The 22,584-nt window shown below is 69.4% G+C and carries 21 protein-coding genes and 1 tRNA gene; 11 read left to right on the top strand and 11 right to left on the bottom strand.

Annotated elements, in window-relative coordinates; genetic code table 11:
* Positions 1 to 110 precede the first annotated feature (110 nt).
* Positions 111 to 818, bottom strand: a complete 708-nt coding sequence (locus ACKI2N_RS30775; RefSeq protein WP_420992246.1) for a TetR/AcrR family transcriptional regulator — start codon at positions 816 to 818, stop codon at positions 111 to 113.
* Positions 819 to 1,129: 311 nt separating this feature from the next.
* Between ACKI2N_RS30775 and ACKI2N_RS30780 the strand changes: the two genes are divergently transcribed.
* The 6 genes from ACKI2N_RS30780 to ACKI2N_RS30805 all read left to right on the top strand — a co-directional run bounded on the left by ACKI2N_RS30780 (position 1,130) and on the right by ACKI2N_RS30805 (position 9,639).
* A complete protein-coding gene (locus ACKI2N_RS30780) occupies positions 1,130 to 2,854 on the top strand; it encodes an AMP-binding protein (protein WP_420992245.1) in 1,725 nt (574 codons plus the stop codon).
* 96 nt (positions 2,855 to 2,950) lie between these two features.
* Positions 2,951 to 4,132, top strand: a complete 1,182-nt coding sequence (locus ACKI2N_RS30785; RefSeq protein WP_420992244.1) for an isovaleryl-CoA dehydrogenase — start codon at positions 2,951 to 2,953, stop codon at positions 4,130 to 4,132.
* A gap of 56 nt (positions 4,133 to 4,188) precedes the next feature.
* Entirely contained in the window at positions 4,189 to 5,796 is a 1,608-nt protein-coding gene (locus ACKI2N_RS30790; RefSeq protein WP_420992243.1) for a carboxyl transferase domain-containing protein, read from the top strand.
* Between the two features lie 52 nt (positions 5,797 to 5,848).
* Positions 5,849 to 6,634 carry an enoyl-CoA hydratase/isomerase family protein gene (locus ACKI2N_RS30795; RefSeq protein WP_420992242.1) on the top strand — a complete coding sequence of 262 codons (786 nt, stop codon included), beginning with the start codon at positions 5,849 to 5,851 and terminating at the stop codon, positions 6,632 to 6,634.
* Between the two features lie 40 nt (positions 6,635 to 6,674).
* Positions 6,675 to 8,699, top strand: coding sequence for an acetyl-CoA carboxylase biotin carboxylase subunit (locus ACKI2N_RS30800; protein ID WP_420992241.1), 2,025 nt, complete (start codon positions 6,675 to 6,677; stop codon positions 8,697 to 8,699).
* A gap of 226 nt (positions 8,700 to 8,925) precedes the next feature.
* Complete coding sequence (locus tag ACKI2N_RS30805; RefSeq protein WP_420992240.1) at positions 8,926 to 9,639, top strand: class I SAM-dependent methyltransferase; 714 nt, start codon at positions 8,926 to 8,928, stop codon at positions 9,637 to 9,639.
* Positions 9,640 to 9,642: 3 nt separating this feature from the next.
* Here the strand turns inward: ACKI2N_RS30805 and ACKI2N_RS30810 are convergent, their stop codons facing one another.
* From ACKI2N_RS30810 to ACKI2N_RS30820, 3 genes are all read right to left on the bottom strand, one after another.
* Entirely contained in the window at positions 9,643 to 10,938 is a 1,296-nt protein-coding gene (locus ACKI2N_RS30810) for an RNA polymerase sigma factor (RefSeq protein WP_420992239.1), read from the bottom strand.
* 89 nt (positions 10,939 to 11,027) lie between these two features.
* Positions 11,028 to 11,441 carry a YciI family protein gene (locus ACKI2N_RS30815; protein WP_420992238.1) on the bottom strand — a complete coding sequence of 138 codons (414 nt, stop codon included), beginning with the start codon at positions 11,439 to 11,441 and terminating at the stop codon, positions 11,028 to 11,030.
* A gap of 181 nt (positions 11,442 to 11,622) precedes the next feature.
* Positions 11,623 to 11,976, bottom strand: coding sequence for a YciI family protein (locus ACKI2N_RS30820; protein WP_420992237.1), 354 nt, complete (start codon positions 11,974 to 11,976; stop codon positions 11,623 to 11,625).
* Positions 11,977 to 12,232: 256 nt separating this feature from the next.
* Between ACKI2N_RS30820 and ACKI2N_RS30825 the strand changes: the two genes are divergently transcribed.
* The 4 genes from ACKI2N_RS30825 (at position 12,233) to ACKI2N_RS30840 (ending at position 15,178) form a co-directional block, all read left to right on the top strand.
* Positions 12,233 to 12,928, top strand: a complete 696-nt coding sequence (locus tag ACKI2N_RS30825) for a dienelactone hydrolase family protein (RefSeq protein WP_420992236.1) — start codon at positions 12,233 to 12,235, stop codon at positions 12,926 to 12,928.
* Positions 12,929 to 13,160: 232 nt separating this feature from the next.
* Entirely contained in the window at positions 13,161 to 13,352 is a 192-nt protein-coding gene (locus ACKI2N_RS30830) for a hypothetical protein (protein ID WP_420992235.1), read from the top strand.
* A 282-nt stretch (positions 13,353 to 13,634) separates the two neighbouring features.
* Complete coding sequence (gene pstS / locus ACKI2N_RS30835; RefSeq protein ID WP_420992234.1) at positions 13,635 to 14,666, top strand: phosphate ABC transporter substrate-binding protein PstS; 1,032 nt, start codon at positions 13,635 to 13,637, stop codon at positions 14,664 to 14,666.
* Positions 14,667 to 14,803: 137 nt separating this feature from the next.
* Entirely contained in the window at positions 14,804 to 15,178 is a 375-nt protein-coding gene (locus ACKI2N_RS30840; protein ID WP_420992233.1) for a hypothetical protein, read from the top strand.
* A gap of 22 nt (positions 15,179 to 15,200) precedes the next feature.
* On the opposite strand, the gene ACKI2N_RS30845 is transcribed toward ACKI2N_RS30840, so the two are convergent.
* The 7 genes from ACKI2N_RS30845 to ACKI2N_RS30875 form a co-directional block, all read right to left on the bottom strand.
* Positions 15,201 to 15,587, bottom strand: coding sequence for a hypothetical protein (locus tag ACKI2N_RS30845; RefSeq protein ID WP_420992232.1), 387 nt, complete (start codon positions 15,585 to 15,587; stop codon positions 15,201 to 15,203).
* A gap of 285 nt (positions 15,588 to 15,872) precedes the next feature.
* Positions 15,873 to 15,949: transfer RNA gene (locus ACKI2N_RS30850), tRNA-Arg, on the bottom strand.
* Positions 15,950 to 16,046: 97 nt separating this feature from the next.
* Complete coding sequence (locus tag ACKI2N_RS30855; RefSeq protein WP_420992231.1) at positions 16,047 to 17,588, bottom strand: methyl-accepting chemotaxis protein; 1,542 nt, start codon at positions 17,586 to 17,588, stop codon at positions 16,047 to 16,049.
* 290 nt (positions 17,589 to 17,878) lie between these two features.
* Entirely contained in the window at positions 17,879 to 18,220 is a 342-nt protein-coding gene (locus ACKI2N_RS30860) for a hypothetical protein (protein ID WP_420992230.1), read from the bottom strand.
* Between the two features lie 172 nt (positions 18,221 to 18,392).
* Positions 18,393 to 19,349, bottom strand: coding sequence for a Bug family tripartite tricarboxylate transporter substrate binding protein (locus ACKI2N_RS30865; RefSeq protein ID WP_420992229.1), 957 nt, complete (start codon positions 19,347 to 19,349; stop codon positions 18,393 to 18,395).
* Positions 19,350 to 19,483: 134 nt separating this feature from the next.
* A complete protein-coding gene (locus ACKI2N_RS30870) occupies positions 19,484 to 20,317 on the bottom strand; it encodes a phosphate/phosphite/phosphonate ABC transporter substrate-binding protein (protein ID WP_420992228.1) in 834 nt (277 codons plus the stop codon).
* Positions 20,314 to 21,315: an ornithine cyclodeaminase family protein gene (locus tag ACKI2N_RS30875; protein WP_420992227.1), complete on the bottom strand. Its 1,002-nt coding sequence runs from the start codon at positions 21,313 to 21,315 to the stop codon at positions 20,314 to 20,316. The genes ACKI2N_RS30870 and ACKI2N_RS30875 overlap by 4 nt, the downstream gene beginning before the upstream one ends.
* Before the next feature lie 279 nt (positions 21,316 to 21,594).
* Between ACKI2N_RS30875 and ACKI2N_RS30880 the strand changes: the two genes are divergently transcribed.
* A complete protein-coding gene (locus ACKI2N_RS30880) occupies positions 21,595 to 22,482 on the top strand; it encodes a LysR family transcriptional regulator (RefSeq protein ID WP_420992226.1) in 888 nt (295 codons plus the stop codon).
* Positions 22,483 to 22,584 lie beyond the last annotated feature (102 nt).

The following is a 22,584-nucleotide window of genomic DNA, read 5'->3' on the forward strand; positions in this document are numbered from 1 at the left end:
CAAGTCGCCGCGGCACTGGATATCCATACAGCCCTGCCGGCGCGGCGGGGCATGGACCGGGCCGGCGCGGGGGCAGGAAGGGGCAGGAAGGGCCCGGCCGGGCGTGGTGGCTAGGCCTGGCCCCGGGCGCCGCCGGCCCGCCGCAGGGCCGCCCCCACTTCCCCGTAGAACTCCCGCAGCGCCGCCATCTCCAGGTCCGGCGGCAGCAGCGCCGGCCACAGCAGCGCGACGATGTCGCGCGCGGTGCGCTCGATATCCACTTCGCGCTGGCGGGCGATGGCGTCCCACAGGATGTGTTCCATCGGCCCGAGGATGGCCGAGCGCAGCAGGCTCAGCGGCAGGTCGGCGCGGATCTCGCCGTTCTCGCGGGCGCGCGCCAGCAGGTCCATCAGCGGCGCGGTGTAGCGGCGCTGCAGCGGCACGAACACCTCGCCCAGGCCCGGTCCCTTGGCGCGGCCTTCGGAGAGCACCAGCGCGCACAGGCCGGTGCCCTGGATCAGGAACAGCCGCAGGTGGGTGCGCACATAGAACTCGAGCTGCACCTTGGTGCTCTGGTCGCGCGGCAGGCCTTCTTCCACCACGCCGATGATTTCGTCGTACCAGTCCTCGATCACGCGCGCGCAAAGCTCGCGCTTGCCGTGGAAATAGGTGAAGACGGTGGCTTCGGAGATGCCCAGGCGCTGCGCGATCTCGGTGGTGGTGGCGCGCTCGTAGCCCAGCTCGGCGAAGACTTCGCGGCTCACGCGCAGGATGTCGCGGATGCGTTGTTCCGCCTTGGCGCTTGCGGGGACGCGGCGCCGCACCGTGATGTCGTCCATCGACTTGTTACCTCGCTTGCCGGAAGGCGCTGATTATAGTGCGGCGCAACAAGAGCGGGCCCCTGCCGGGCCGCCCGCGCGGGCCGCGGCGGGTGTCATGGCATTGTAATTGATCTTTACTCAAGTCAAGGTTGCATTTTTCAGGGGCAGCGTGTACTTTTGCACTCAGCGCGCCGGCCCGGCAGCATGAATCTCGGGCGGTGCAGCCATAAAATATGCGCACCCCAAGACTTGAGCCACCCTCAATAAAATTGAGCAAGACTCAGAAAACGGGGTTCAGACGATATCGCGACAGCGCTTTGGAGACGAGTATGACGATGACGGGTGCGGCCGGCCCATCGACTTTGCCCATGGCGGGGCTTTCCCATGTACGGGGCGAGACCGACATCCCCTTGTCCGAGCTGACGGTGCCGGCGCTGCTTGCCGAGACGGTGGCGCGCCACCCCGGCCGGGAGGCCGTGGTGTTCCGCGAGCAGGGCGTGCGCTGGACCTGGCTGGAGTTCTCGCAGGTAGTGGATGCCATGGCGGGCGGCCTGCGCCTGCTGGGGCTGGCGCGCGGGGACCGCATCGGCATCTGGTCGCCGAACCGGGTGGAGTGGCTGGTGACGCAGTTCGCCACCGCGCGCCTGGGGCTGGTGCTGGTCAACATCAACCCGGCCTACCGCCTGTCGGAGCTGGAATACGCGCTCAACAAGGTGGGCTGCAAGGCCATCGTGGCGGCGGAGTCGTTCAAGACCTCGCGCTACCTGGAGATGCTGCAGACGCTGGCGCCGGAACTGGCCACCAGCGAGCCGGGCCACCTGCAGGCCGCGCGCCTGCCGGCGCTGCGCTGGGTGATCCGCATGGGCGGCGAGCGCACGCCCGGCATGCTCAACTACGATGCGCTGCTGGCGCACGGCACGCACGCCATCAAGAACGAGCTCGACGCGATCAGCGCGCAGCTCGACCGCTACGACCCCATCAACATCCAGTTCACCAGCGGCACCACGGGCGCGCCCAAGGGCGCCACGCTGACGCACCGGAACATCGTCAACAACGCGCGCTTCATCGCGATGGCGATGCGCTTTTCCGAGCAGGACAAGCTGTGCATCCCGGTGCCGTTCTATCACTGCTTCGGCATGGTGCTGGCGGTGCTGGCCTGCGTGTCCACCGGCGCCTGCATGGTGTTCCCGGGCGAGGCCTTCGACCCGGTGGCGACCATGGCCGCGGTGAGCGAGGAACGCTGCACCGCGCTGCACGGCGTGCCGACCATGTTCATCGCGCAGCTCGACCATCCCGACTTTGCCAAGTACGATTTCTCCACGCTGCGCACCGGCATCATGGCGGGCTCGCCCTGCCCCATCGAGACCATGAAGCGCGTGATCGCGCAGATGCACATGGCGGAGGTGACGATTGCCTACGGCATGACGGAAACCAGCCCGGTGTCGTTCCAGAGCGCCACCACGGACCCGCTGGAAAAGCGCGTGACCACGGTAGGCCGCGTGCAGCCGCACCTGGAAGTGAAGATCGTGGACGGCGGCGGCGACATCGTGCCGGTGGGCGAGACGGGCGAGCTGTGCACGCGCGGCTACTCGGTGATGCAGGGCTACTGGGACGACGAGCCGCGCACGCGCGAGGCGATCCGCGACGGCTGGATGCATACCGGCGACCTCGCCACCATCGACGAGGAAGGCTATTGCAATATCGTCGGCCGCGTGAAGGACATGCTGATCCGCGGCGGCGAGAACGTCTATCCGCGCGAGATCGAGGAATTCCTGTTCCGCCATCCCAAGGTGCAGGCGGTGCAGGTGTTCGGCGTGCCGGACCCGAAGTACGGCGAGGAAGTCTGCGCGTGGATCGTGCTCAAGCCGGGCGAGACCGCCACGGAAGACGACATCCGCGCGTTCTGCCGCGACCAGATCGCGCACTACAAGATCCCGCGCTATATCCGCTTCGTTGCCGAGATGCCGATGACGATCACCGGCAAGGTGCAGAAATTCGTGATGCGCGAGCGCATGACGCAGGAACTCGGGCTGGCCGTGAACAAGACCGCCTGATTTCCCGCCCGTTTTCTTCCCCTTTTTTCCTCTTTCCATTCGACGCAAGGCCGCCCGCCTCCGGCGGCCCCCTTCCACCAGACGACGAGCATTGACATGAACGAACTCCCCGGCCTGAACTTCCACCTCGGCGAAGACATCGACATGCTGCGCGAGAGCGTGCGCAACTGGGCGCAGGCCGAGCTGGCCCCGCGCGCCGCCGAGATCGACCGCACCGACCAGTTCCCGATGGACGCCTGGAAGAAGATGGGCGACCTCGGCGTGCTGGGCATCACCGTGGCCGAGGAATACGGCGGCGCCAACATGGGCTACCTCGCCCACATGGTGGCGATGGAGGAAATCAGCCGCGCCTCCGCCTCGGTGGGCCTGTCCTACGGCGCGCACTCCAACCTGTGCGTGAACCAGATCCACCGCAACGGCAGCGCCGCGCAGAAGGCCAGGTACCTGCCCAGGCTGGTGTCGGGAGAATGGATCGGCGCGCTGGCCATGAGCGAGCCCAACGCCGGCTCCGACGTGGTGAGCATGAAGCTGCGCGCCGACTTCAAGGGCGACCGCTACGTGCTCAACGGCACCAAGATGTGGATCACCAACGGCCCGGACTGCGACGTGCTGGTGGTCTACGCCAAGACCGAGCCAGACCTGGGTGCGCGCGGCATGACCGCGTTCATCGTCGAGAAGGGCATGAAGGGCTTCTCGGTGGCGCAGAAGCTGGACAAGCTCGGCATGCGCGGCTCGCACACCGGCGAGCTGGTGTTCGAGGACGTGGAGGTGCCGGTGGAGAACATCCTCGGCGCCGAGAACGGCGGCGCCAAGGTATTGATGAGCGGCCTGGACTACGAGCGCGCGGTGCTGTCCGGCGGACCGGTGGGCATCATGCAGGCGTGCATGGACGTGGTCACGCCCTATATCCACGACCGCAAGCAGTTCGGCCAGAGCATCGGCGAGTTCCAGCTGATCCAGGGCAAGGTGGCCGACATGTACACCACGCTGCAGGCGGCGCGCAGCTACCTGTACACGGTGGGCAAAAACCTCGACGCGCTGGGCCGTGACCACGTGCGCCAGGTGCGCAAGGACTGCGCGGCGGTGATCCTGTACACGGCCGAGAAGGCCACCTGGATGGCCGGCGAATCGGTGCAGATCCTGGGCGGCAACGGCTACATCAACGAGTACCCGGTGGGCCGGCTGTGGCGCGACGCCAAGCTGTACGAGATCGGCGCGGGCACCTCGGAGATCCGCCGCATGCTGATCGGCCGCGAGCTGTACGCCGAAACCGCATAAGGCCGCCCGGCCGAAACCGCCAGCCAGCGCGATCCCAGATACGAGATACCAGACCCATGCCCACGCTCGAAACCAAACTCAATGCGCGCTCGGAATCGTTCCGCGCCAATGCCGACGCCATGCAGGCGCTGGTCGACGACCTCAAGGCCCGCATCGCCAGGCTGGCCGAGGGCGGCGGCGAGGAAGCGCGCGCCAAGCACCTGTCGCGCGGCAAGCTGCTGCCGCGCGAGCGCGTGCAGCAACTGCTGGACCCGGGCACGCCGTTCCTGGAGCTGTCGCAACTGGCGGCCTACGACATGTACGACAATGCCGCGCCGGGCGCGGGCATCATCACCGGCATCGGCAGCATTGCCGGGCAGGAATGCGTGATCGTCTGCAACGATGCCACCGTCAAGGGCGGCACCTACTACCCGCTGACCGTGCGCAAGCACCTGCGCGCTCAGGAAATCGCCGAGCAGAACAACCTGCCCTGCATCTACCTGGTGGACTCGGGCGGCGCCAACCTGCCCAACCAGGACGACGTGTTCCCCGACCGCGACCACTTCGGCCGCATCTTCTACAACCAGGCCAACCTGTCCAAGCAGGGCATCCCGCAGATCGCGGTGGTGATGGGCTCGTGCACGGCGGGCGGCGCGTATGTGCCGGCCATGAGCGACGAGTCCATCATCGTCAAGAACCAGGGCACCATCTTCCTGGGCGGCCCGCCGCTGGTGAAGGCGGCCACCGGCGAGGAAGTCAGCGCCGAGGACCTGGGCGGCGCGGACGTGCATACGCGCCTGTCCGGCGTGGCGGACTACTTCGCGCAGAACGACGCGCACGCGCTGTCGCTCGCGCGCAATATCGTGCAGCACCTGAACCGCCGCAAGCCGGACCAGATCCGCCTGCACGAGCCGCTGCCGCCGCGCTATCCGGTGGAAGAGCTGTACGGCGTGATCCCCACCGACACGCGCAAGCCCTATGACGTGCGCGAAGTCATCGCGCGCATCGTGGACGACTCCGATTTCGACGAGTTCAAGGCGCGCTACGGCACCACGCTGGTGTGCGGCTTCGCGCGGATCTGGGGCTACCCGGTAGGCATCATCGCCAACAACGGCATCCTGTTCTCGGAGTCGGCGCTCAAGGGCGCGCACTTCATCGAGCTGTGCTGCCAGCGCAAGATCCCGCTGGTGTTCCTGCAGAACATCACCGGCTTCATGGTGGGCCGCAAGTACGAGAACGAAGGCATCGCGCGCAACGGCGCCAAGATGGTGACGGCAGTGGCCACGGCGCAGGTGCCGAAGTTCACCGTGATCATCGGCGGCTCGTTCGGCGCGGGCAACTACGGCATGTGCGGGCGCGCGTATTCGCCGCGCTTCTTGTGGATGTGGCCGAACGCGCGCATCTCGGTGATGGGCGGCGAGCAGGCCGCCAGCGTGCTGGCCACGGTGCGCCGCGACGGCATCGAGGCGCGCGGCGGCAGCTGGAGCGCCGAGGAAGAAGACAAGTTCAAGCAGCCGATCCGCGACCAGTACGAACACCAGGGCCACCCCTACTACGCCAGCGCGCGGCTGTGGGACGACGGCGTGATCGACCCCGCGCAGACGCGCACGGTGCTGGGCCTGGGCCTGTCGGCCAGCCTCAACGCGCCGATCGGCGAGATGAAGTTCGGCGTGTTCCGCATGTAACGCCCCGCCCACGTCCACGCCCCACGCCCACGCACCGCTACAGGACACCGAAATGGAATTCACCACCCTCGCCGTCACCACCGCCCAGCACGTGGCCACCGTCACGCTGAACCGCCCCGACGTGCGCAACGCCTTCAATGAAACCGTGATCGCGGAGCTGACCGGCGCCTTCCGCGCGCTGGGCAGCGAGCCCTCCGTGCGCGCCGTCGTGCTGGCCGGCAACGGCCCGGCCTTCTGCGCCGGCGCCGACCTGAACTGGATGAAAAAGATGGCCGGCTACTCGCACGACGAGAACCGCTCCGACGCGCTCACGCTGGCGCAGATGCTGCATACCGTCTGGGCCTGCCCCAAGCCGGTGATCGCGCGCATCCACGGCGACGCCTACGCCGGCGGCGTGGGCCTGGTGGCGGCTTGCGACATCGCGGTGGCGGCCGAAGGCGTGACCTTCTGCCTGTCCGAGGCGCGCCTCGGGCTGCTGCCGGCCACCATCAGCCCGTACGTGATCCGCGCCATGGGCGAGCAGGCCGCGCGCCGCTACTTCATCACCGCCGAGCGCTTCGGCGCGGCCGAGGCGCTGCGGCTGGGCTTCGTGCACGAAGTGGTGGCCGCCGACGCGCTGGACGCCAAGGTGGCCGAGCTGGCCGCGACGCTGGCGGCCAACAGCCCGAACGCCGTGCGCGAGAGCAAGCGGCTGGTGCAGGAGGTGGCCGGGCGGGCGATCGACGAGGACCTGCTGGCGCAGACGGCGGAGCGCATTGCCGCGATCCGCGCTTCGGAGGAAGGACGGGAGGGCGTGAAGTCCTTCCTGGAGAAGCGCGCGCCTGCCTGGAAGGTCTGAGGCACGCCGGACGCAAGGAAAAGACAAAAGGACCACCAGCATGTTCAACAAAATCCTGATCGCCAACCGCGGCGAAATCGCCTGCCGCGTGGCGGCCACCTGCCGCCGCCTGGGCATCCGCACGGTGGCGGTCTACTCGGACGCCGATGCCGGCGCGCGCCACGTGGCGCTGTGCGACGAGGCCGTGCGCATCGGCGGCGCGGCCGCGCGCGACAGCTACCTGCGCGGCGAGCACATCATCGAGGTGGCCAAGGCCACCGGCGCGCAGGCGATCCACCCCGGCTACGGCTTCTTGTCCGAGAACGACGGCTTTGCCGAGGCCTGCGCGGCCGCCGGGCTGGTCTTCATCGGGCCGCCGGCGGCGAGCATCCGCGCCATGGGCAGCAAGAGCGCGGCCAAGCAGTTGATGGAGAAGGCCGCGGTGCCGCTGGTGCCGGGCTACCACGGCGAGGACCAGGACGCCGCGCTGCTGCGCCGCGAGGCGGACCGCATCGGCTATCCGGTGCTGCTCAAGGCCAGCGCCGGCGGCGGCGGCAAGGGCATGCGCGTGGTGGAGGCCGGCGACGCGTTCGAGGCGGCGCTGGCATCGGTCAAGCGCGAGGCATCGGCCAGCTTCGGCGACGACAAGGTGCTGGTGGAGAAATACCTGACGCGCCCGCGCCATATCGAGATCCAGGTGTTCGCCGATACGCAGGGCAACTGCCTCTACCTGTTCGAGCGCGACTGCTCGGTGCAGCGGCGCCACCAGAAGGTGCTGGAAGAAGCCCCGGCGCCGGGCATGAGCGAAGCACGCCGCCGCGCCATGGGCGAAGCGGCGGTGGCGGCGGCGCAGGCGGTGGGTTACGTCGGTGCCGGCACCGTCGAGTTCATCGCCAACCAGGACGGCTCGTTCTACTTCATGGAGATGAACACCCGCCTGCAGGTGGAGCATCCCGTGACCGAGATGATCACCGGGCAGGACCTGGTGGAGTGGCAACTGCGCGTGGCTTCGGGCGAGCCGCTGCCGCTGAAGCAGGACCAGTTGCGCATCCACGGCCACGCGCTGGAGGCGCGCGTGTATGCGGAGAACCCGGACAAGGGCTTCCTGCCGTCCACCGGCACGCTGCGCTACCTGCGCACGCCGGCGGCGGCGCAGTTCGAGCTCGGCCACGACCGCGGCGGCCCGGCCGGCGTGCGCATCGACTCCGGCGTGCGCGAGGGCGACACCATCAGCCCCTACTACGACCCCATGATCGCCAAGCTGATCGTGTGGGGCCGCGACCGCGAGGAAGCGCTGGCGCGCATGGCGCAGGCGCTGGCGCAGTATCACGTGGTGGGCCTGTCCACCAATATCGCCTTCCTGCAGCGGCTGGTGACCTCGCAGGCGTTCGCCGCCGCGGACCTGGATACCGGCCTGATCGAGCGCAACCACGCGGCGCTGTTCCCGCCCGCCGTGCCGGAAGGCATCGACGCCATCGCGCTGGCGGTGGCCGCGCTGCTGGATGCGCAGGCGCGCGCGCGCCGCGTGGACCCGGCCGATGCGCATTCGCCGTGGCAGCACGGCGGCGCCTGGCGCCTGAACGGCGAGGCCACGCGCCGCTTCCGCCTGCGCACCGCCGAGGGCGAGACCGAAGCCAGCCTGCGCGACGACGGCGCGCGGCAGTGGCTGAGCGTGCACGGGCAGACCGTGCCGTTCCGCGCGGCCAGCACCGCCGGCAGCCATGCGCTCGACCTGGGCGAACGCACGGTCAAGGGCAGCACCCATATCGACGGCGATGCCATCTACGTATTCGGCGGCAACCGGCAAACCCGGCTGGAGGTGATCGACCCGCTGGCGCATGCGGCCGGCGCCGATGCCGAGGGCGGCAAGCTGGTGGCGCCGATGCCGGGCCGCATCATCGCGGTGATGGTCAAGGCCGGCGCGGTGATCGGCAAGGGCGACCCGCTGATCGTGATGGAGGCCATGAAGATGGAGCACACGCTGACCGCGCCCACCGACGGCGTGGTGCAGGAGGTGCTGTACGCGGTGGGCGACCAGGTGCAGGACGGCGCGCAACTGGTCACGCTGGAGGAAGCGCCGGCCTGACGTGCCGCCGCGCGCGCCGGATATCGCGTGCGGCGCGGGCCGCGCTTGCGGGCCCGCGCGGGTGCCGGGGATGCCCCGGGGTGCCTCACAGGTGCCTCGGAGGTGGCTGAAACGCGGCTTTTGCGCGCGTTTGACGGCGAATTCCGGCTCGCGGCGGGGTATTTCGGGCATACTGCGCGCTCCCTCCCTTTCGCGAGGCCCGGCTTCCCGGCCTCCCCCTCCCCTCATGCCTGGGTATCAAACCAAGCAAGAGCGCGTTGCCATCGTGGGCGTGCCCGACCTGGTCATCCGCTGCCTGCTCGACAAGCAGCAGTTCCACGACCCCGACGGCGACGCCGAGCGCATGGGCATTTCTTCCGCCGCGTGGCCGTTGTTCGGCATGCTGTGGCCGTCGGGCGCGCTGCTGGCGGGGCGCATCGCCGCGCGGCCGGTGAACCCGGCCGAGCGCATCCTGGAAATCGGCTGCGGCACGGCGCTGGCCAGCCTGGTCGCGCACCGCCGCGGCGCCGACGTGACCGCCAGCGACTGCCATCCGATGGCCGGCCCCTTCCTGGCGGAGAACGCCCGCCTCAACGGCCTGCCGCCGATGAAATACCGGCATGGGCACTGGGGCGCGGCCGACGGCAGCGATCCCAGCCTGGCCGGCGTGGAGGACGTGGATGGCCGCTTCGACCTGATCATCGGCAGCGACCTGCTGTATGAGCGCGATACCGACGGCAAGCTCGCGCGCTATATCGACAGCCACGCCAGCGCGGACGCGGAAGTGTGGATCGTCGACCCCGACCGCGGCAACCGCCCCGCCTTCAACCGCTGGATGGCGGCGCTGGGCTTCTCTCTGGCCGAGCAGCGGCTCGACCGCCCCGCCGCCGCGGACCAGGACGCCTACAAGGGGCGGCTGCTGGTGTACAAGCGGATGCCGCGCACCGGCGCGGTCCAGTAAGCCTCAGCCGCGCGGCGCGCCGGCATCGCGCGCCCGCGCCAGCAGCAATTCGCGCTCGCGCTCGTTGCGCGTCATGCCGGCGGCGCGCTCGAACTCGGCGCGCGCTTCGTCCCACCGGCCGAGCTTTTGCAGCAGGTCGCCGCGCACGCTCGGCAGCAAATGGTAGTTGGCCAGCGCCGCATCGGCGGCGAGCGCATCGACGATCTCCAGCCCCGCCGCGGGACCGGCCGCCATGCCCACCGCCACCGCGCGGTTCAACTCCACCACCGGCGACGGCATGACCCGGGACAGCGCGTCGTACAGCGCGGCGATCCGCGCCCAGTCGGTCTCGGCCGCGCTCGGCGCGCGCGCGTGGCAGGCGGCCAGCGCGGCCTGCAGCGCGTAGGGGCCGGGCGCCCCGCCCCCGCCCGACGATTCCTGCGCGCGCTCGAGCGCCTGCAGGCCGCGCCGGATCAGGAGCCGGTCCCAGCGGCCGCGGTCCTGTTCCGGCAACAGCACCGGCCTGCCCTGCGCATCGATGCGCGCATGCGTGCGCGAAGCCTGGATCTCCATCAGCGCCACCAGCCCGTGGACTTCGCTCTCCTGCGGCATCAGGCCCGCCAGCGTGCGGCCAAGGCGCAGCGCTTCCTCGCAGAGCGCGGGGCGCATCCAGTCGCTGCCGGCGGTGGCGGCATAACCTTCGTTGAAGATCAGGTAGATCACCTCCAGCACCGACGCCAGCCGCGCCGTGCGCGCCTGCGGGCCCGGCACCTCGAACGGCACGCGCGCCGCGCCCAGCGTGCGCCTGGCGCGCACGATGCGCTGGGCGATGGTGGGCTCCGGCACGAGGAAGGCGCGCGCGATCTCCGCGGTGGTCAGGCCGCCGAGCAGGCGCAGCGTCATGGCCACGCGCGCGTCGCGCGACAGCACCGGGTGGCAGGCGATGAAGACCAGGCGCAGCAGGTCGTCGCCGATATCGTCCTGGCGGGCCGCGTCGAGCCCATCGACAAAGTCGGGCACTACGTGGGCCTCCAGCGCATCGAGGTCATGGCCGATCTGCTCGTGCTTGCGCATGTGCAGCGCCCGCTGGCGCAGGTGGTCCAGCGCGCGGTGCCGGGCCGTGGTCGTCAGCCACGCGCCGGGGTTGTCCGGCACGCCGGTCCGCGGCCAGTGTTCCAGCGCGGCCAGCAGGGCGTCCTGCGCCAGTTCCTCGGCCAGGCCCACGTCGCGCACCACGCGCGCCACGTGGGCGATGACCTTGGCCGATTCGATGCGCCATACCGCCTCGATCGCGCGGTGCGCCGGGCTGGTCGCCGTCATCTTGCCGCCGCGGGTGCGAGGTGCGTCCCCGTCCGGGCCAGGTCTTGCCTGGCGGGAATCCGGCGGTGGCTGGTGCGCTGGGGGCACGTTCAATGCTGGCCCATGCCGAGTTCGCGGAAACGGTCCATCGCCGGGCTGGGCGCGAAGTCGTCCAGTTCGAACAAGGGCCGCACCTCGATCTCGCCGTCGGCCATCTCGCCGTGCGGCGCGGGGAAGCGGCGGGCCCATTCCATGGCTTCCTCGCGGCTGCGCACCTGGATCAGCGTGTAGCCGGCCACCACCTCGCCGGTTTCGGCGAACGGGCCGTCGGTCACCGTGCGCCGGCCGCCGGCATAGCGGATGCGCCAGCCGGCCGAGGTGGGCTTGAGCCCGGCGGCGTCCAGCAGCACGCCGGCCTTGGCCAGCTGCTCGTGATAGGCCGCCATCGCGGCAAAGAGGCTTTCCTCCGGCATCTCGCCGGCCTCGCTGTCTTTGGTGGCTTTTACCAGGATCATGAATCGCATCGCATCGCTCCTCGGGTTGGCGCCGGACGGGAGCCGGCGGCATCGGGCGTGCCGCGGCTCATACCGGCACGACGAGCCGCGCGCGGCAAGATCGACATCCGGAGCGTGGAAATCCCCAACACCAAGGGTAACTACCTAGCCCCCGGTTTCATCCACGCGCCGCGCAGGGCCGCCCAGGATCTCAGGTAAAGCACGGCCCCACTTCGCGGACTTCGACCGTGCACCAGCCCGCGGCCGGACACTCGGCGGCAATCGCGATGGCCTCGTCCTGGGTCGCGCAGTCGAGCAGGAAATAGCCGCCGACCATCTCCTTGGCCTCGGCGAAGGGGCCGTCGAGCAGATCGCGGCGGCCTTCGCGCACCCGCACGCGCACGCCCCTGGTCTCCGAGGTCAGCGAATTGCACCCGAGCAGCACGCCGCGCCCGGTCAGGCGGCCGGCGAACTCCGTCATGCTGGCGTAGGCCTGGCGGCCTTCTTCATCGGTGCGCGCGGCGCGCTGGCCCACAGGTTCGACGATCAGCAGCATGTAAGGCATGGGGTCTCCGGTTTTCTGGCCTGAACAGCTTTCATCCTGCACTGCCCCGGTGCCGGCCGCAAGCGGCCGGCCACCTTCGCGGACGTCGGCGCTTCATGGCCGTTAATTGCAGGACCAGCATGAAGGACGACGCGCTCCATGCCATGCGCCGGGGATTTTGTCCTTGCACTCCGCCGCTGGCCGCCAATAATCCTATTCGCACGTCCGGCGCAGGGCCTCCGGACGACTGCCTTGAATTTCACATGGGAGCGCGGCGATGGGCGAAATGGTGACGATAAACACGGCGGACGGCGCTTTTGCCGCCTACCTGGCGCGGCCGGCGGCGACCAAGGCGCCGGGGATCGTGGTGATCCAGGAAATCTTTGGCATCAACGCGGACATGCGCAAGACCTGCGACGACTTCGCGGCGCAGGGCTACCTCGCCATCTGCCCCGATCTCTACTGGCGGCAGGAGCCCGGCGTGGAGCTGACGGACGCCACGCAGGCGGAGTGGGACAAGGCATTGAAGCTCTACAACGGCTTCGACGTGCCCGCCGGCGTGAAGGACATCGATGCCACCATCGGCTACATGCGCGCGCTGGACGGCGCCGGCGGCAAGATCGGCGCGGTGGGCTTCTGCCTGGGCGGGCTGCTCGCATTCCTCACCGCGGCGCGCACGGACGCGGATGCCGCGGCGGTGTACTACGGCGTCGGCATCGACAAATACCTGGGCGAGCAAGGCGATATCCGCCAGCCGCTGCTGATGCATGTGGCGGAGGAAGACGAGTTCGTGCCGCGCGAAACCTGGAGCCGGATCGTCGCCGCGCTGTCGCCCCAGCCCAATATCGAGATACACACCTACCCCGGCTGCTCGCACGCGTTCGCGCGCAACAACGGCGTGCATTTCGACGCGGCTTCCGCGCAGGCCGCCAACGACCGCACCGCGGCCTTCTTCCGCGCCAACCTGTTCTGAACGGAACCCGGCGGCCAGCCGCGCCCGCTGTTGGTCCGCCGCCACCACCGCGGCGGCACCTGTCGGGCGCGCCCCGGCTGTTTCGCCGCGCCATCGCGCCGCCCTGCCCCGCCACGGCGGCCATCCGCCACAAGCGCCATCGCGGCGGCGCCGGCATGGACCGTGCGTTGTCATGGGCAGGCGGGCAACGACGTTTGCCCGCTGCCAACATGACACGTCACGGAGAACCATCATGGACACCCTCGAAATCAAAGACCTCCCCGCCGCCGAAGAACTCGACCGCGAGGCAATGAACAGCGTGAAAGGCGGCATCGGCAGGACGCCGGTGCAGATCGCGGCATGGGAACTGTCGGGCAAGCCGGCTACCTGGCAAGGGCTCGTGCTCGGCGACGACGGGCAGTTGCACATGCCGACGCCGAAGTGATGGCTGCTGCCCGACCGCGACGGGCGGGCCTTCCCGCGCGGCCATGAACCCGCGCCCGCGCCGCGGCAGCTTCGCTCCCCGACGACCCGTTGCAAGGCAACGTGCGCGCGTGCCCGGCCGGGCACGCGCCGCTGCTTGGCTTCGACACGGTTGGAAATTCGCGCGCGGCTGCTAGCATGAGAGGAAGCAAATTTCGCGGGGGCCGCATCGCCGCCGCGGAATACGTGGCATGGCGGCCTCCGGAGGCATCCGCTCCGCCCGCATACGAAGGAGGCCGCCGACATGACCTGCACCCTCTACTGGCAAAAGGCATGGCAACGGGCCGCCGCGGCATGCGTGCTCGCCGGCTGCGCGCTGGTCGCGCACGCGGGCGACATCACCGGCGCCGGCTCCACCTTCGTCTACCCTCTGCTGCTGAAATGGGCCTCGACGTATTACGCCAGGACCGGGCAGGAGGTGAACTACCAGGCCATCGGCTCGGGCAACGGCATCCGGCAGATCAAGGCGGCCAACGTGGCCTTCGGCGCCTCGGACATGCCGCTCAAGCCGGACGAACTGCGGGCCGCGGGGCTGGTCCAGTTCCCGCTGGTGGCCGGCGGCGTGGTGCCCATCGTCAACCTGGACGGCGTGATTCCCGGCCAGGTGCGGCTCACCGGGCAGGTGCTGGCCGACATCTACCTGGGCAAGATCGTCAACTGGAACGATCCCGCCATCGGCGCGCTCAATCCCGGCCTCGCGCTGCCGGACCTGAAGATGCTGGTGGTCCATCGCAGCGACAGCTCCGGCACCACCTTCAACTGGGCCAACTACCTGTCCGAGGTCAGCGCGGAGTGGAAACGCGGCGTGGGCGCCGGCACCACCGTCAAATGGCCGGCGGGCGTGGGGGCCATCGGCAACGAAGGCGTGGCGGCCTATATCAAGAGCGTCAAGGGGGCGATCGGCTATGCCGAGCTGACTTACGCGCTCCAGCGCAAGCTGCCGTACACGGCGCTGCGCAACAAGGACGGCGCCTTCGTCGTGCCCTCGCGCGAGGCGTTCAGCGCGGCGGTGGCCTCGGCGGACTGGAGCCGGCAGCCGGACTTCTACCAGGTCATCACCGATCCGCCCGGCGGACAGGCCTGGCCCATCACCGGCGTGGTGTTCATCATCATGCCGAAGTCGCCCAGGGATGCCGCGAGCGCGAAGAGCGCATTGTCCTTCTTCCGCTGGGCGCTGAACGACGGCCAGGCCGATGCGGCCGCGGAGCACTACGTGGCCTTGCCGCCGGTGCTGGTCAAGCAGATCGAGGCCTACTGGGGCGAGAACATGAAATGAGCGGACGGGCGGGCGGGCGGCAGGGCCGTGCGGGGCGCCGCGCAGGCGGGGCTCAAGAAGGCGGAGAAATGGCCGTTACCGGTAAAATCAGACGCCGCCGATGCGTGGCGGCGCGCAGACCAGATCCCGGAGTTGGCATGGAATCCCTCTCGTTCGAGTTCGTCTCCATCGAGGAAGCAAAACAGATACTGGATGGCGCGGTCCCCGAGCAGGTCCAGCCCGACTGGCCCGCCATGCGGCGCCCCGAAGGCGCCGAGGCGCAAGTCCTCACGAGCACCGCGCTCAAGTGGCTGGCATCGCTGCCGCCCGAGGCGCGGCCGCTCGAGCTGTGCCGCGGCTACGCCCGCATCGGCAACCAGATGGCCGCGCTGGCGGCCACCCCGTCCGTGCTGTCGGCCTATCTCGCCGACCTGCTGATCGACCGGCGCGGCGGCCGCCAGGGCTTCCCCGGCGGCATCGCGCTCGAACTGAGCCGGCTGCAGGAATACCTGCTGCACACGCTGCAGCAATAAGGGCGCGGCGTGCCTGGCGTGCCTAGCGCGGCTTGTTGGGCGCGCAATCCTCGACCATGCCGCTGATGCGCCCGACGCTCAGCAGCGGGTGCCACTCGTCGGAGCTGCGGATCTCGACGTCCGTGCCGTCCCCGGCGCGGCGCAGGCTGATCAGGCGGAAGTAGCGGTACTCGGAATTGTCGATGCGCCCGACCCGGATATCCACCCTGCCCGGCTCCGGATACGACACCACGTTGGCATCGTCGCCCATCCGGCCCTTCAGGCACGCCACCAGGCTGGCCGAGCTGGCCGCGGAATGGATGCGCACCGGCTCCTTCGCCTGGATGGATTCCGGGCTGACGCCGCTGGCGCATCCGGCGAGCCACGAGACCGCCGCGGCGGCAACCAGCAATACACGTCCGTTGGACATTCCCCCTCCTTTGGCAAAAAACGGTGGGCGCATGTTACCGCAACTGCCGCGCGAGGCCGCTCGCGCGAGGAGGAAACAGGCGGGCCTCGGTCAACCGCTCGGTCAACCGAATTCGATGGAAGCCTTTGCCAAAGAGTTATTCCTTGCCGTCCGGGCGCTCTGGGCTCTGGACGGATCCCGGCTGGCCTGACGGCGGGAGCCGGTCCGCAAGCCAGACGGGCCACGCAAAAAAACGGCCCGGAGAGCAACAACTCTCCGGGCCGTTTCTTGCATCACTGTAAGAGGTGGTGCGGCTGGCAGGATTCGAACCCACGACCCCTTGGTTCGTAGCCAAGTACTCTATCCAACTGAGCTACAGCCGCACGCGAGGCCGCGACTATATCGCAGCCGTGGAAAAATGCAAGCGTTTTCCACGCAGGGTCCCCCGGCGGGGCATCGCGCCCCGCCTGTGCGGACGGCTTACGCCGCCAGCCGGAACGACGCTACCGCTGCCTTCAGGCGCTGGGCCTGCTCTTCCATCGAGCCGGCCGCGGCCGCGGCCTGTTCGACCAGCGCCGCGTTCTGCTGCGTCACGGTGTCCATCTGCGTGACGGCCTGGTTGACCTGCTCGATGCCGGCGCTCTGCTCGGCCGAGGCCGCGCTGATCTCGCCCATGATGTCGGTCACGCGCTTGACCGCGCCGACGATGCGCTCCATGGTCTGGCCGGCGTGCGCCACCAGTTCGGAGCCCTTTTCCACGCGGTCCACGGAGTCGCCGATCAGGGCCTTGATTTCCTTGGCGGCGGTGGCGCTGCGCTGGGCCAGGCTGCGCACCTCGCCGGCCACCACCGCGAAGCCGCGGCCCTGCTCGCCGGCGCGCGCGGCTTCCACCGCGGCGTTGAGCGCCAGGATGTTGGTCTGGAAGGCGATGCCTTCGATCACGGCGATGATGTCCACCACCTTGCGCGAGGCGCCGTTGATGTCTTCCATCGTGGTCACCACCTGGCCCACCACCTCGCCGCCTTCGACCGCGATCTCCGAAGCATTGACGGCCAGCGTGCTGGCCTGCTTGGCGTTGTCGGCGTTCTGGCGCACGATGCTGGTCAGCTCTTCCATGCTGGAGGCGGTCTGCTGCAGCGACGAGGCCTGTTCCTCGGTGCGCTGGGACAGGTCGGTATTGCCCGCGGCGATCTGGCTGGTGCCGGTGGCGATGGCATCGGTGCCGGTACGCACCTGGCTGATGATGTTCAGCAGGTTGGCGTTCATGTCGGACAGCGCCTGCATCAGCTGGCCGGTTTCGTCGGTGCTGTCCACGTCGATGCGGCTGGCCAGGTTGCCGGAGGCCACCGTGCGCGCGATGCCGACCGCGCGGTGCAGGGGCCGCGTGATGCCGCGCGTGAGCCAGACCGCGAACGCCACGCCGATGGCCAGCACCAGCGCGCCGATCACGACCATGCCGTTGCGCGCGGTCAGGTAGATGCCGTGGATTTCCACCGCGGTGGCGTCGATGCTGGCGCGCTGGATGTCGAGCAGCTTCTGGATCTCGGCCAGGTAGGCGTCGCCGGCCGGCACGAATTCCTTCTCGAGCACCTGGTTGGCTTCTTCCGTGTTGCCGGCTTCCTTGAGCTTGGTGATCTTGTCGCGCGATTCGTTGTACGGATTGCGCACGGCCAGGATCTTCTTGAAGGCGGCCTTCTCCTCGTCGCTGGTCAGCATCGGCTCGATCTTGTCGCGCAGCGCGCCGATGGCGGCGAAGGACCCCTTGGTTTCCGCCGCGAAGAACGCGCCGAGCGACGGGTCGGAGCTCTTGGCCACCGCGGTGGTGCGGCGCACGCTGGTATGCATCAGGCGGTACCAGTCGCTGACCATGCGCTCCTTGGCCAGCGGCTGCTGCATCATGTCGTTCGTGCGGTCCGCAACCTGCTCCAGGCGCACGATGCCCAGCACGGTCATGAAGGTGGACAACAGTATCACTACGCCGAAGCCAATGCCGAGGCGCACACCAATTCCCAAGCTTTTCATTTCTTCTACCTGATTTGCGATTGAATGGTGGCGAAATGCCGGTGCTTCGGGAGGGAGATGGGCACCGGTCCGCTCTTTTTGCCTGCCGCCTGCCGGATGGAGGCCCATCCGGGACGATGACTCCTTATCGGCATATCAGGGAAAACCTTTAGTCGCTCGCCGTCCACGGGCGGCCGGCATGAAAAAGCCCGCACGACGCGAATCGTGCGGGCATGAAGGCGCCGGCAGGCGCACTATGAAGAAGCGGGTTGGCCGAGGTTCGACCGGCGTGCTCGCAGACGGGCCGCCGCTCAGGCAAGGGCGCCGTCGGTGAAGGGGTCGCGCTTGTCGATACGCGCGCCGTCGGTGAACGGATCGCGCTTGTCGACGCGCGCGCCGTCGGTGTAGGGGTCGCGGGTACCGGCGCGCGCCGGCGTGGCCGATGCGCCGGTCAGGTCCATGCCGGCGACCAGCTCGCCATGCGGCACCACCTTGCCGGCGCGGGCGCCGTCGGTGAAGGGGCTGCGTTGCTCGATGCGCGCGCCGTCGGTAAAGGCGTCCCGCCTGGCACTGGAAGCCTGGGCGCTACCGGCGGCGAAGGCCGCTGCGAGTGCGGCGGCGATGGCAACGGAGACAAAACGCTGGGTGTTCATGATGATTCCTTTCCTCGGAGGGGTACGGCTCCATCCGATCCACCGTGGGTCGCGATGCCGTATCCGATGCACACAGCTTATGCCTCCGCAGACGATTCGAAAAAGGAATAAAAATCATCACAACCAGTCCGCATTTTCATATGCGAGTCCCGGCACGCTCAGTCGACCGCGCTCAGTCGACCGTGATATGCCGCTTGTGGATGACCTCGGCCCAGCGCGCGCTTTCCTTCTGGATGGCCGCGGCCAGTTCGGCGGGCGTGCCGCCGGCGGCGTCCATGCCGATGGTGGCGAGCTTTTCCTTGAGCGCGGGATTGGCCAGCACCTGGCCGGCCTGGTGGCCGAGCTGCTGGATCCCGTCCCTGGGCGTGCCGGCGGGCGCCATCAGCGCGTACCACGAGACCGCCTCGAACTTCGGGAAGCCCTGCTCGGCAATGGTGGGCACGTCGGGCAGCACGGCGGAGCGCCGGGCGCTGGCCACGCCGAGCGCGCGCAGCTTGCCGGCCTTGATGTAGGGCAGCGCCGACGAGAGCTGGGCGAACATCATGGTGACCTGGCCGCCCACCAGATCGGTGATGGCGGGGCTGACGCCCTTGTACGGCACGTGGATCAGCCTGATGCCCGCGTCGAGCTGCAGCAGCTCGCCCGCCAGGTGCGCCTGGCTGCCGGCGCCGGGCGAGGCGAAGGTGAGCTCGCCGGGCTTCTGGCCGGCGAGCTTGAGCAGTTCGGGCAGGGTTTTGGCGGGCACGCCCGCGTTGACCACCAGCACGTTCTCGGCGGTGGCGAGCATGGTCACGGGCGCGAGGTCCGATTGCTTGTAGGGCAGGTTCGGCATCAGCGCGGGATTCACCGCGATATTGCCGACCGGCACCACGGCCAGCGTGTAGCCGTCCGGCGGCGCCTTGGCGACCTGGTCCACGCCGATGTTGCCGGCCGCGCCGGCGCGGTTGTCGACCAGCACATTCTGGCCCCAGGCCTTCGCCAGGCCTTCGCCGACGACGCGACCGAGCACGTCGGCGGGGCCGCCCGCGGGGAACGGCACCACCAGCCGCACGGGCTTGGCGGGATAACCTTGCGCGCCGGCCAGCAGCGGCAGGCACGCAGCCATGAGGGTGATCAGGAAACGCTTCATCGGGAATACTCGGTTGGTCGGAAAACTGGGCGGCGCCATCGGCTCGCGGCTTGCGGCTTGCGGCTTGCGGCTCGCGGCTTGCGGCTCGCGGCTCGCGGCTCGCGGCCGATGCGGCGCGGGTTAGCGCGGGGCGGTCATGGCATGCCCTCGCTGGTCAGCGCGAAGCCGGCCGCGTCCGCCGCGCGCGCGTAGCCGGCGAGGACGTCGTAGTCGGCGTCCTCCACGAGGGCGAAGCGCGCCAGGCGCAGCGTGGCCAGCAGTTCAGCGTTGCCGGCGTCGCGGTGCAGGTCGAGCAGCGCCATGCGGATGCGCGCGGCGGCGCTATCGCTGGCCGCGGGCGACGCCACCAGCGCCGGCGCCGGAGACGCCGGCGTCACCGCCAGCGTCCGGAGCTGCGCCATGCGCGCGGGCGCATGCAGGCGCAGCAGGTCCAGCACGTAGCTGTCCACCACGCCCACGTCCGCGTGCCCCGCGATCACGGCGTCGATCACCTGGTTCGGCGTCGGCGTCGGCGTGCCGGCCGGGTGATACAGCGCGCCGGCGTCGGGCGCGGGCTGGCGCGGCAGGAAATGGCGCAACAGGAAATGGCGCGGCGCGTTGTATCCCGAATTGGACTCCGGCAGCATGTGCGCGAGCCGGCCGCCGAACGTTTCCGCCAGCGAGGCGGCCCGCGCGTCGGCCCGCACGATGAACTCGGTGAAGTACACCGGCCGCTGCCCATAGCGCTCGGGCGAAGGCACCGGCGCGGCCAGCAGGCGCGGCCGCACCGCGGCATTCACATAGGGGAAGCCGCACATGAACACGCAGCCGCAGTCGGGCCGGGCCCACAGCGCGCTGATGGGCGCCGGCGCGGCATGCTCCAGGTACGGCAGGTCCACCCCGGCGCGGCGCGCCACGCGCGCGAACAGCTCCCGCCACGCCTGCGCCACCGGCGCGGCCACCGAGTACATGCGTGCGTTGGCGATCATGCGTAGACCAGCCGCTGGCCCAGCCCCATGCGCTCGGCCTTCTTCATGATGGCGTGCCCCAGCGCGATGTCGCTCAGCGACAGGCCGCGGTGCCAGAACAGGTTGGTCTCGTCGTCGCTCTGCCGGCCGGGCTTGCGGCCGGCGACGATCTCGCCCAGTTCTCCGTAGAGCGTTTGCTCGGACAGCTTGCCGGCTTCCACGTGCGCGCGCAGCGAGCCGAGCACGCCGCCCTTGCACTGGCCCCAGTCGTCCACCACCAGCTTGTCCATGATGTCGGTCAGCGACAGCTCGACCGCGCTCATGGTGCCGTAAGGGACCACGAACGCGCCGGGCTTGATCCATTCGGTCTTGAGCATCGGCGTGGGGCGCTCCAGGCGCGAAGCCTCCACCACGATGTCGGCGCCGCGCACGCACGATTCCCAGTCCTCGGTGACCACGATCTTCTTGCCCAGGTCGCGCGCCAGGCGCTCGGCGAAGGCGTTGCGGCTTTCCGGGCGGCGCGAGTGCACGCGGATCTCGTCGAAGTCGTAGAGGCTGTCGAGCAGGCGCACGTTCCAGTACGCGGTGCCGCGCGCGCCGATATGGCCCAGCACCTTGCTGTCGCGGCGGGCCAGGTGGCGCGCGCCGAGCGCGGTGACCGCGCCGGTGCGGGCATCGGTGATGAAGGTGGCGTCGATCATCGCCACCGGCATGCCGGTGCGCGGATCGAACAGGTTGAGCATGGCCATCTCGGACGGCAGGCCCAGCTTGTAGTTGTCGACGTAGTCGCCGACGATCTTCACGCCGGCCAGCCCGAGCGGCGCCACATAGCCGCGCAGCACGTTGAAGTGCCCGTTGAACGCCGGGTCCGGCGTCAGGTGCACGCGCGGCTCGATCACGGTCTGCCCGTTGCCCTGCGCCAGCAGGCCCTGCTCGACCGCATCGAGGATTTCCGCGTCGGTCATCGCCAGTTTCGCGATGTCGGGACCGTTGATGTAAGTCAGATGAATGTCGCTCATGCCGTCTCCTGTCTTCAAGTGAGTGAATGCACGCGCCCGGTGCGTCATGCTCGGTTTCCGGTGCGGCGGCGCCCCATCGGCGTGCCGCGCGAAGCGCGGCGGAACCACCGTGGTGCGCAGCCGGCGATGCGCCGGAACTGCCTTGCGCGGGCGCCTCGGAGAACAAGTGTAGGTATCGCGGCGATGACTGTCGTATGCTTATATGTCCGTCGGACTTAACACCGTGTTATGGGTTGAACCAAGCGTGCGCGGGCCTTCGCCAGCCGCACCGGAACCTCGATGAAACTCAATCTCAGGCAGATCGAAGTCTTTCGCGCCGTCATGCTCACGGGCTCGATCAGCGCCGCCTCCAGGCTGCTCTACGTATCCCAGCCGGCCATCAGCCGCCTGATGTCGCACACCGAGCAGCGCCTGGGGCTGGCGCTGTTCCAGCGCATCAAGGGCCGCCTCTATCCCACGCCCGAGGCGCGCCGCCTGCTGGGCGAGGTCAACGCCGTCTACGAGGGCATCGAGCGCGTCAACGAGATCGCCGAGGACCTCGCCGCCAAGCGCACCGGCAGCCTGCGCGTCTCGTGCAACCCCAACCTCGGCCAGACCGTGCTGCCGCTGGCCATCGCCGCGTTCCGCGCGACCCACCCCGATATCCGCATCGTGGTGCGCACGCAGATCCCCGGCAACATGCTGCGCGCGCTGCTGTCCGGCCAGGTCGAGCTGGCGATCTCCAACATGCCGCTGGCGCACCCCAACCTGGAGGCGCGGCTGCTGGTGCGCAACCCCATCGTCGCGCTGGTCCCGGCCGGCCACCGGCTCAGCGCACGCGCCTCGCTGCGGCCGGCCGAGCTGGCCGGCGAGCCGCTGATCGGCTACGGCGCGGACGTGCCGTTCGGGCTGCTGGTGCGCGAAGTGTTCGGCGGCGAGGACGACCAGCCCGACATGCGCGTGCAGGTGGAGCAGGCCCACGTGGCGCGCGCGCTGGCGCAGGCGGGGGCCGGCATCGCGCTGGTGGACGCCATGACCGTGTTCGGCCAGGACTGGCCGAACCTCGTGGCGGTGCCGGTCAGGACCAAGGTCGATGCGTCGGTGCAGATCTTCCACGTGCAGACCGAGCCGCTGTCGCGGCTGGCGCAGGACTTCGTGGAAACGCTGAAGCGGCTGATGAAGAAGTGAGGCCGGCCGCGCCCTCGTCGCATCCACCTGATATTCATAGTTGAAAGCCTTCGTTGGTGGCGCGCCCGCGCTGTCCGATACTCCGGGCTGATCCCCGTCCGC

Origin of the sequence: Cupriavidus sp. 30B13 (genome assembly GCF_049059565.2) — a bacterium.
Classification (GTDB): Bacteria; Pseudomonadota; Gammaproteobacteria; order Burkholderiales; family Burkholderiaceae; genus Cupriavidus.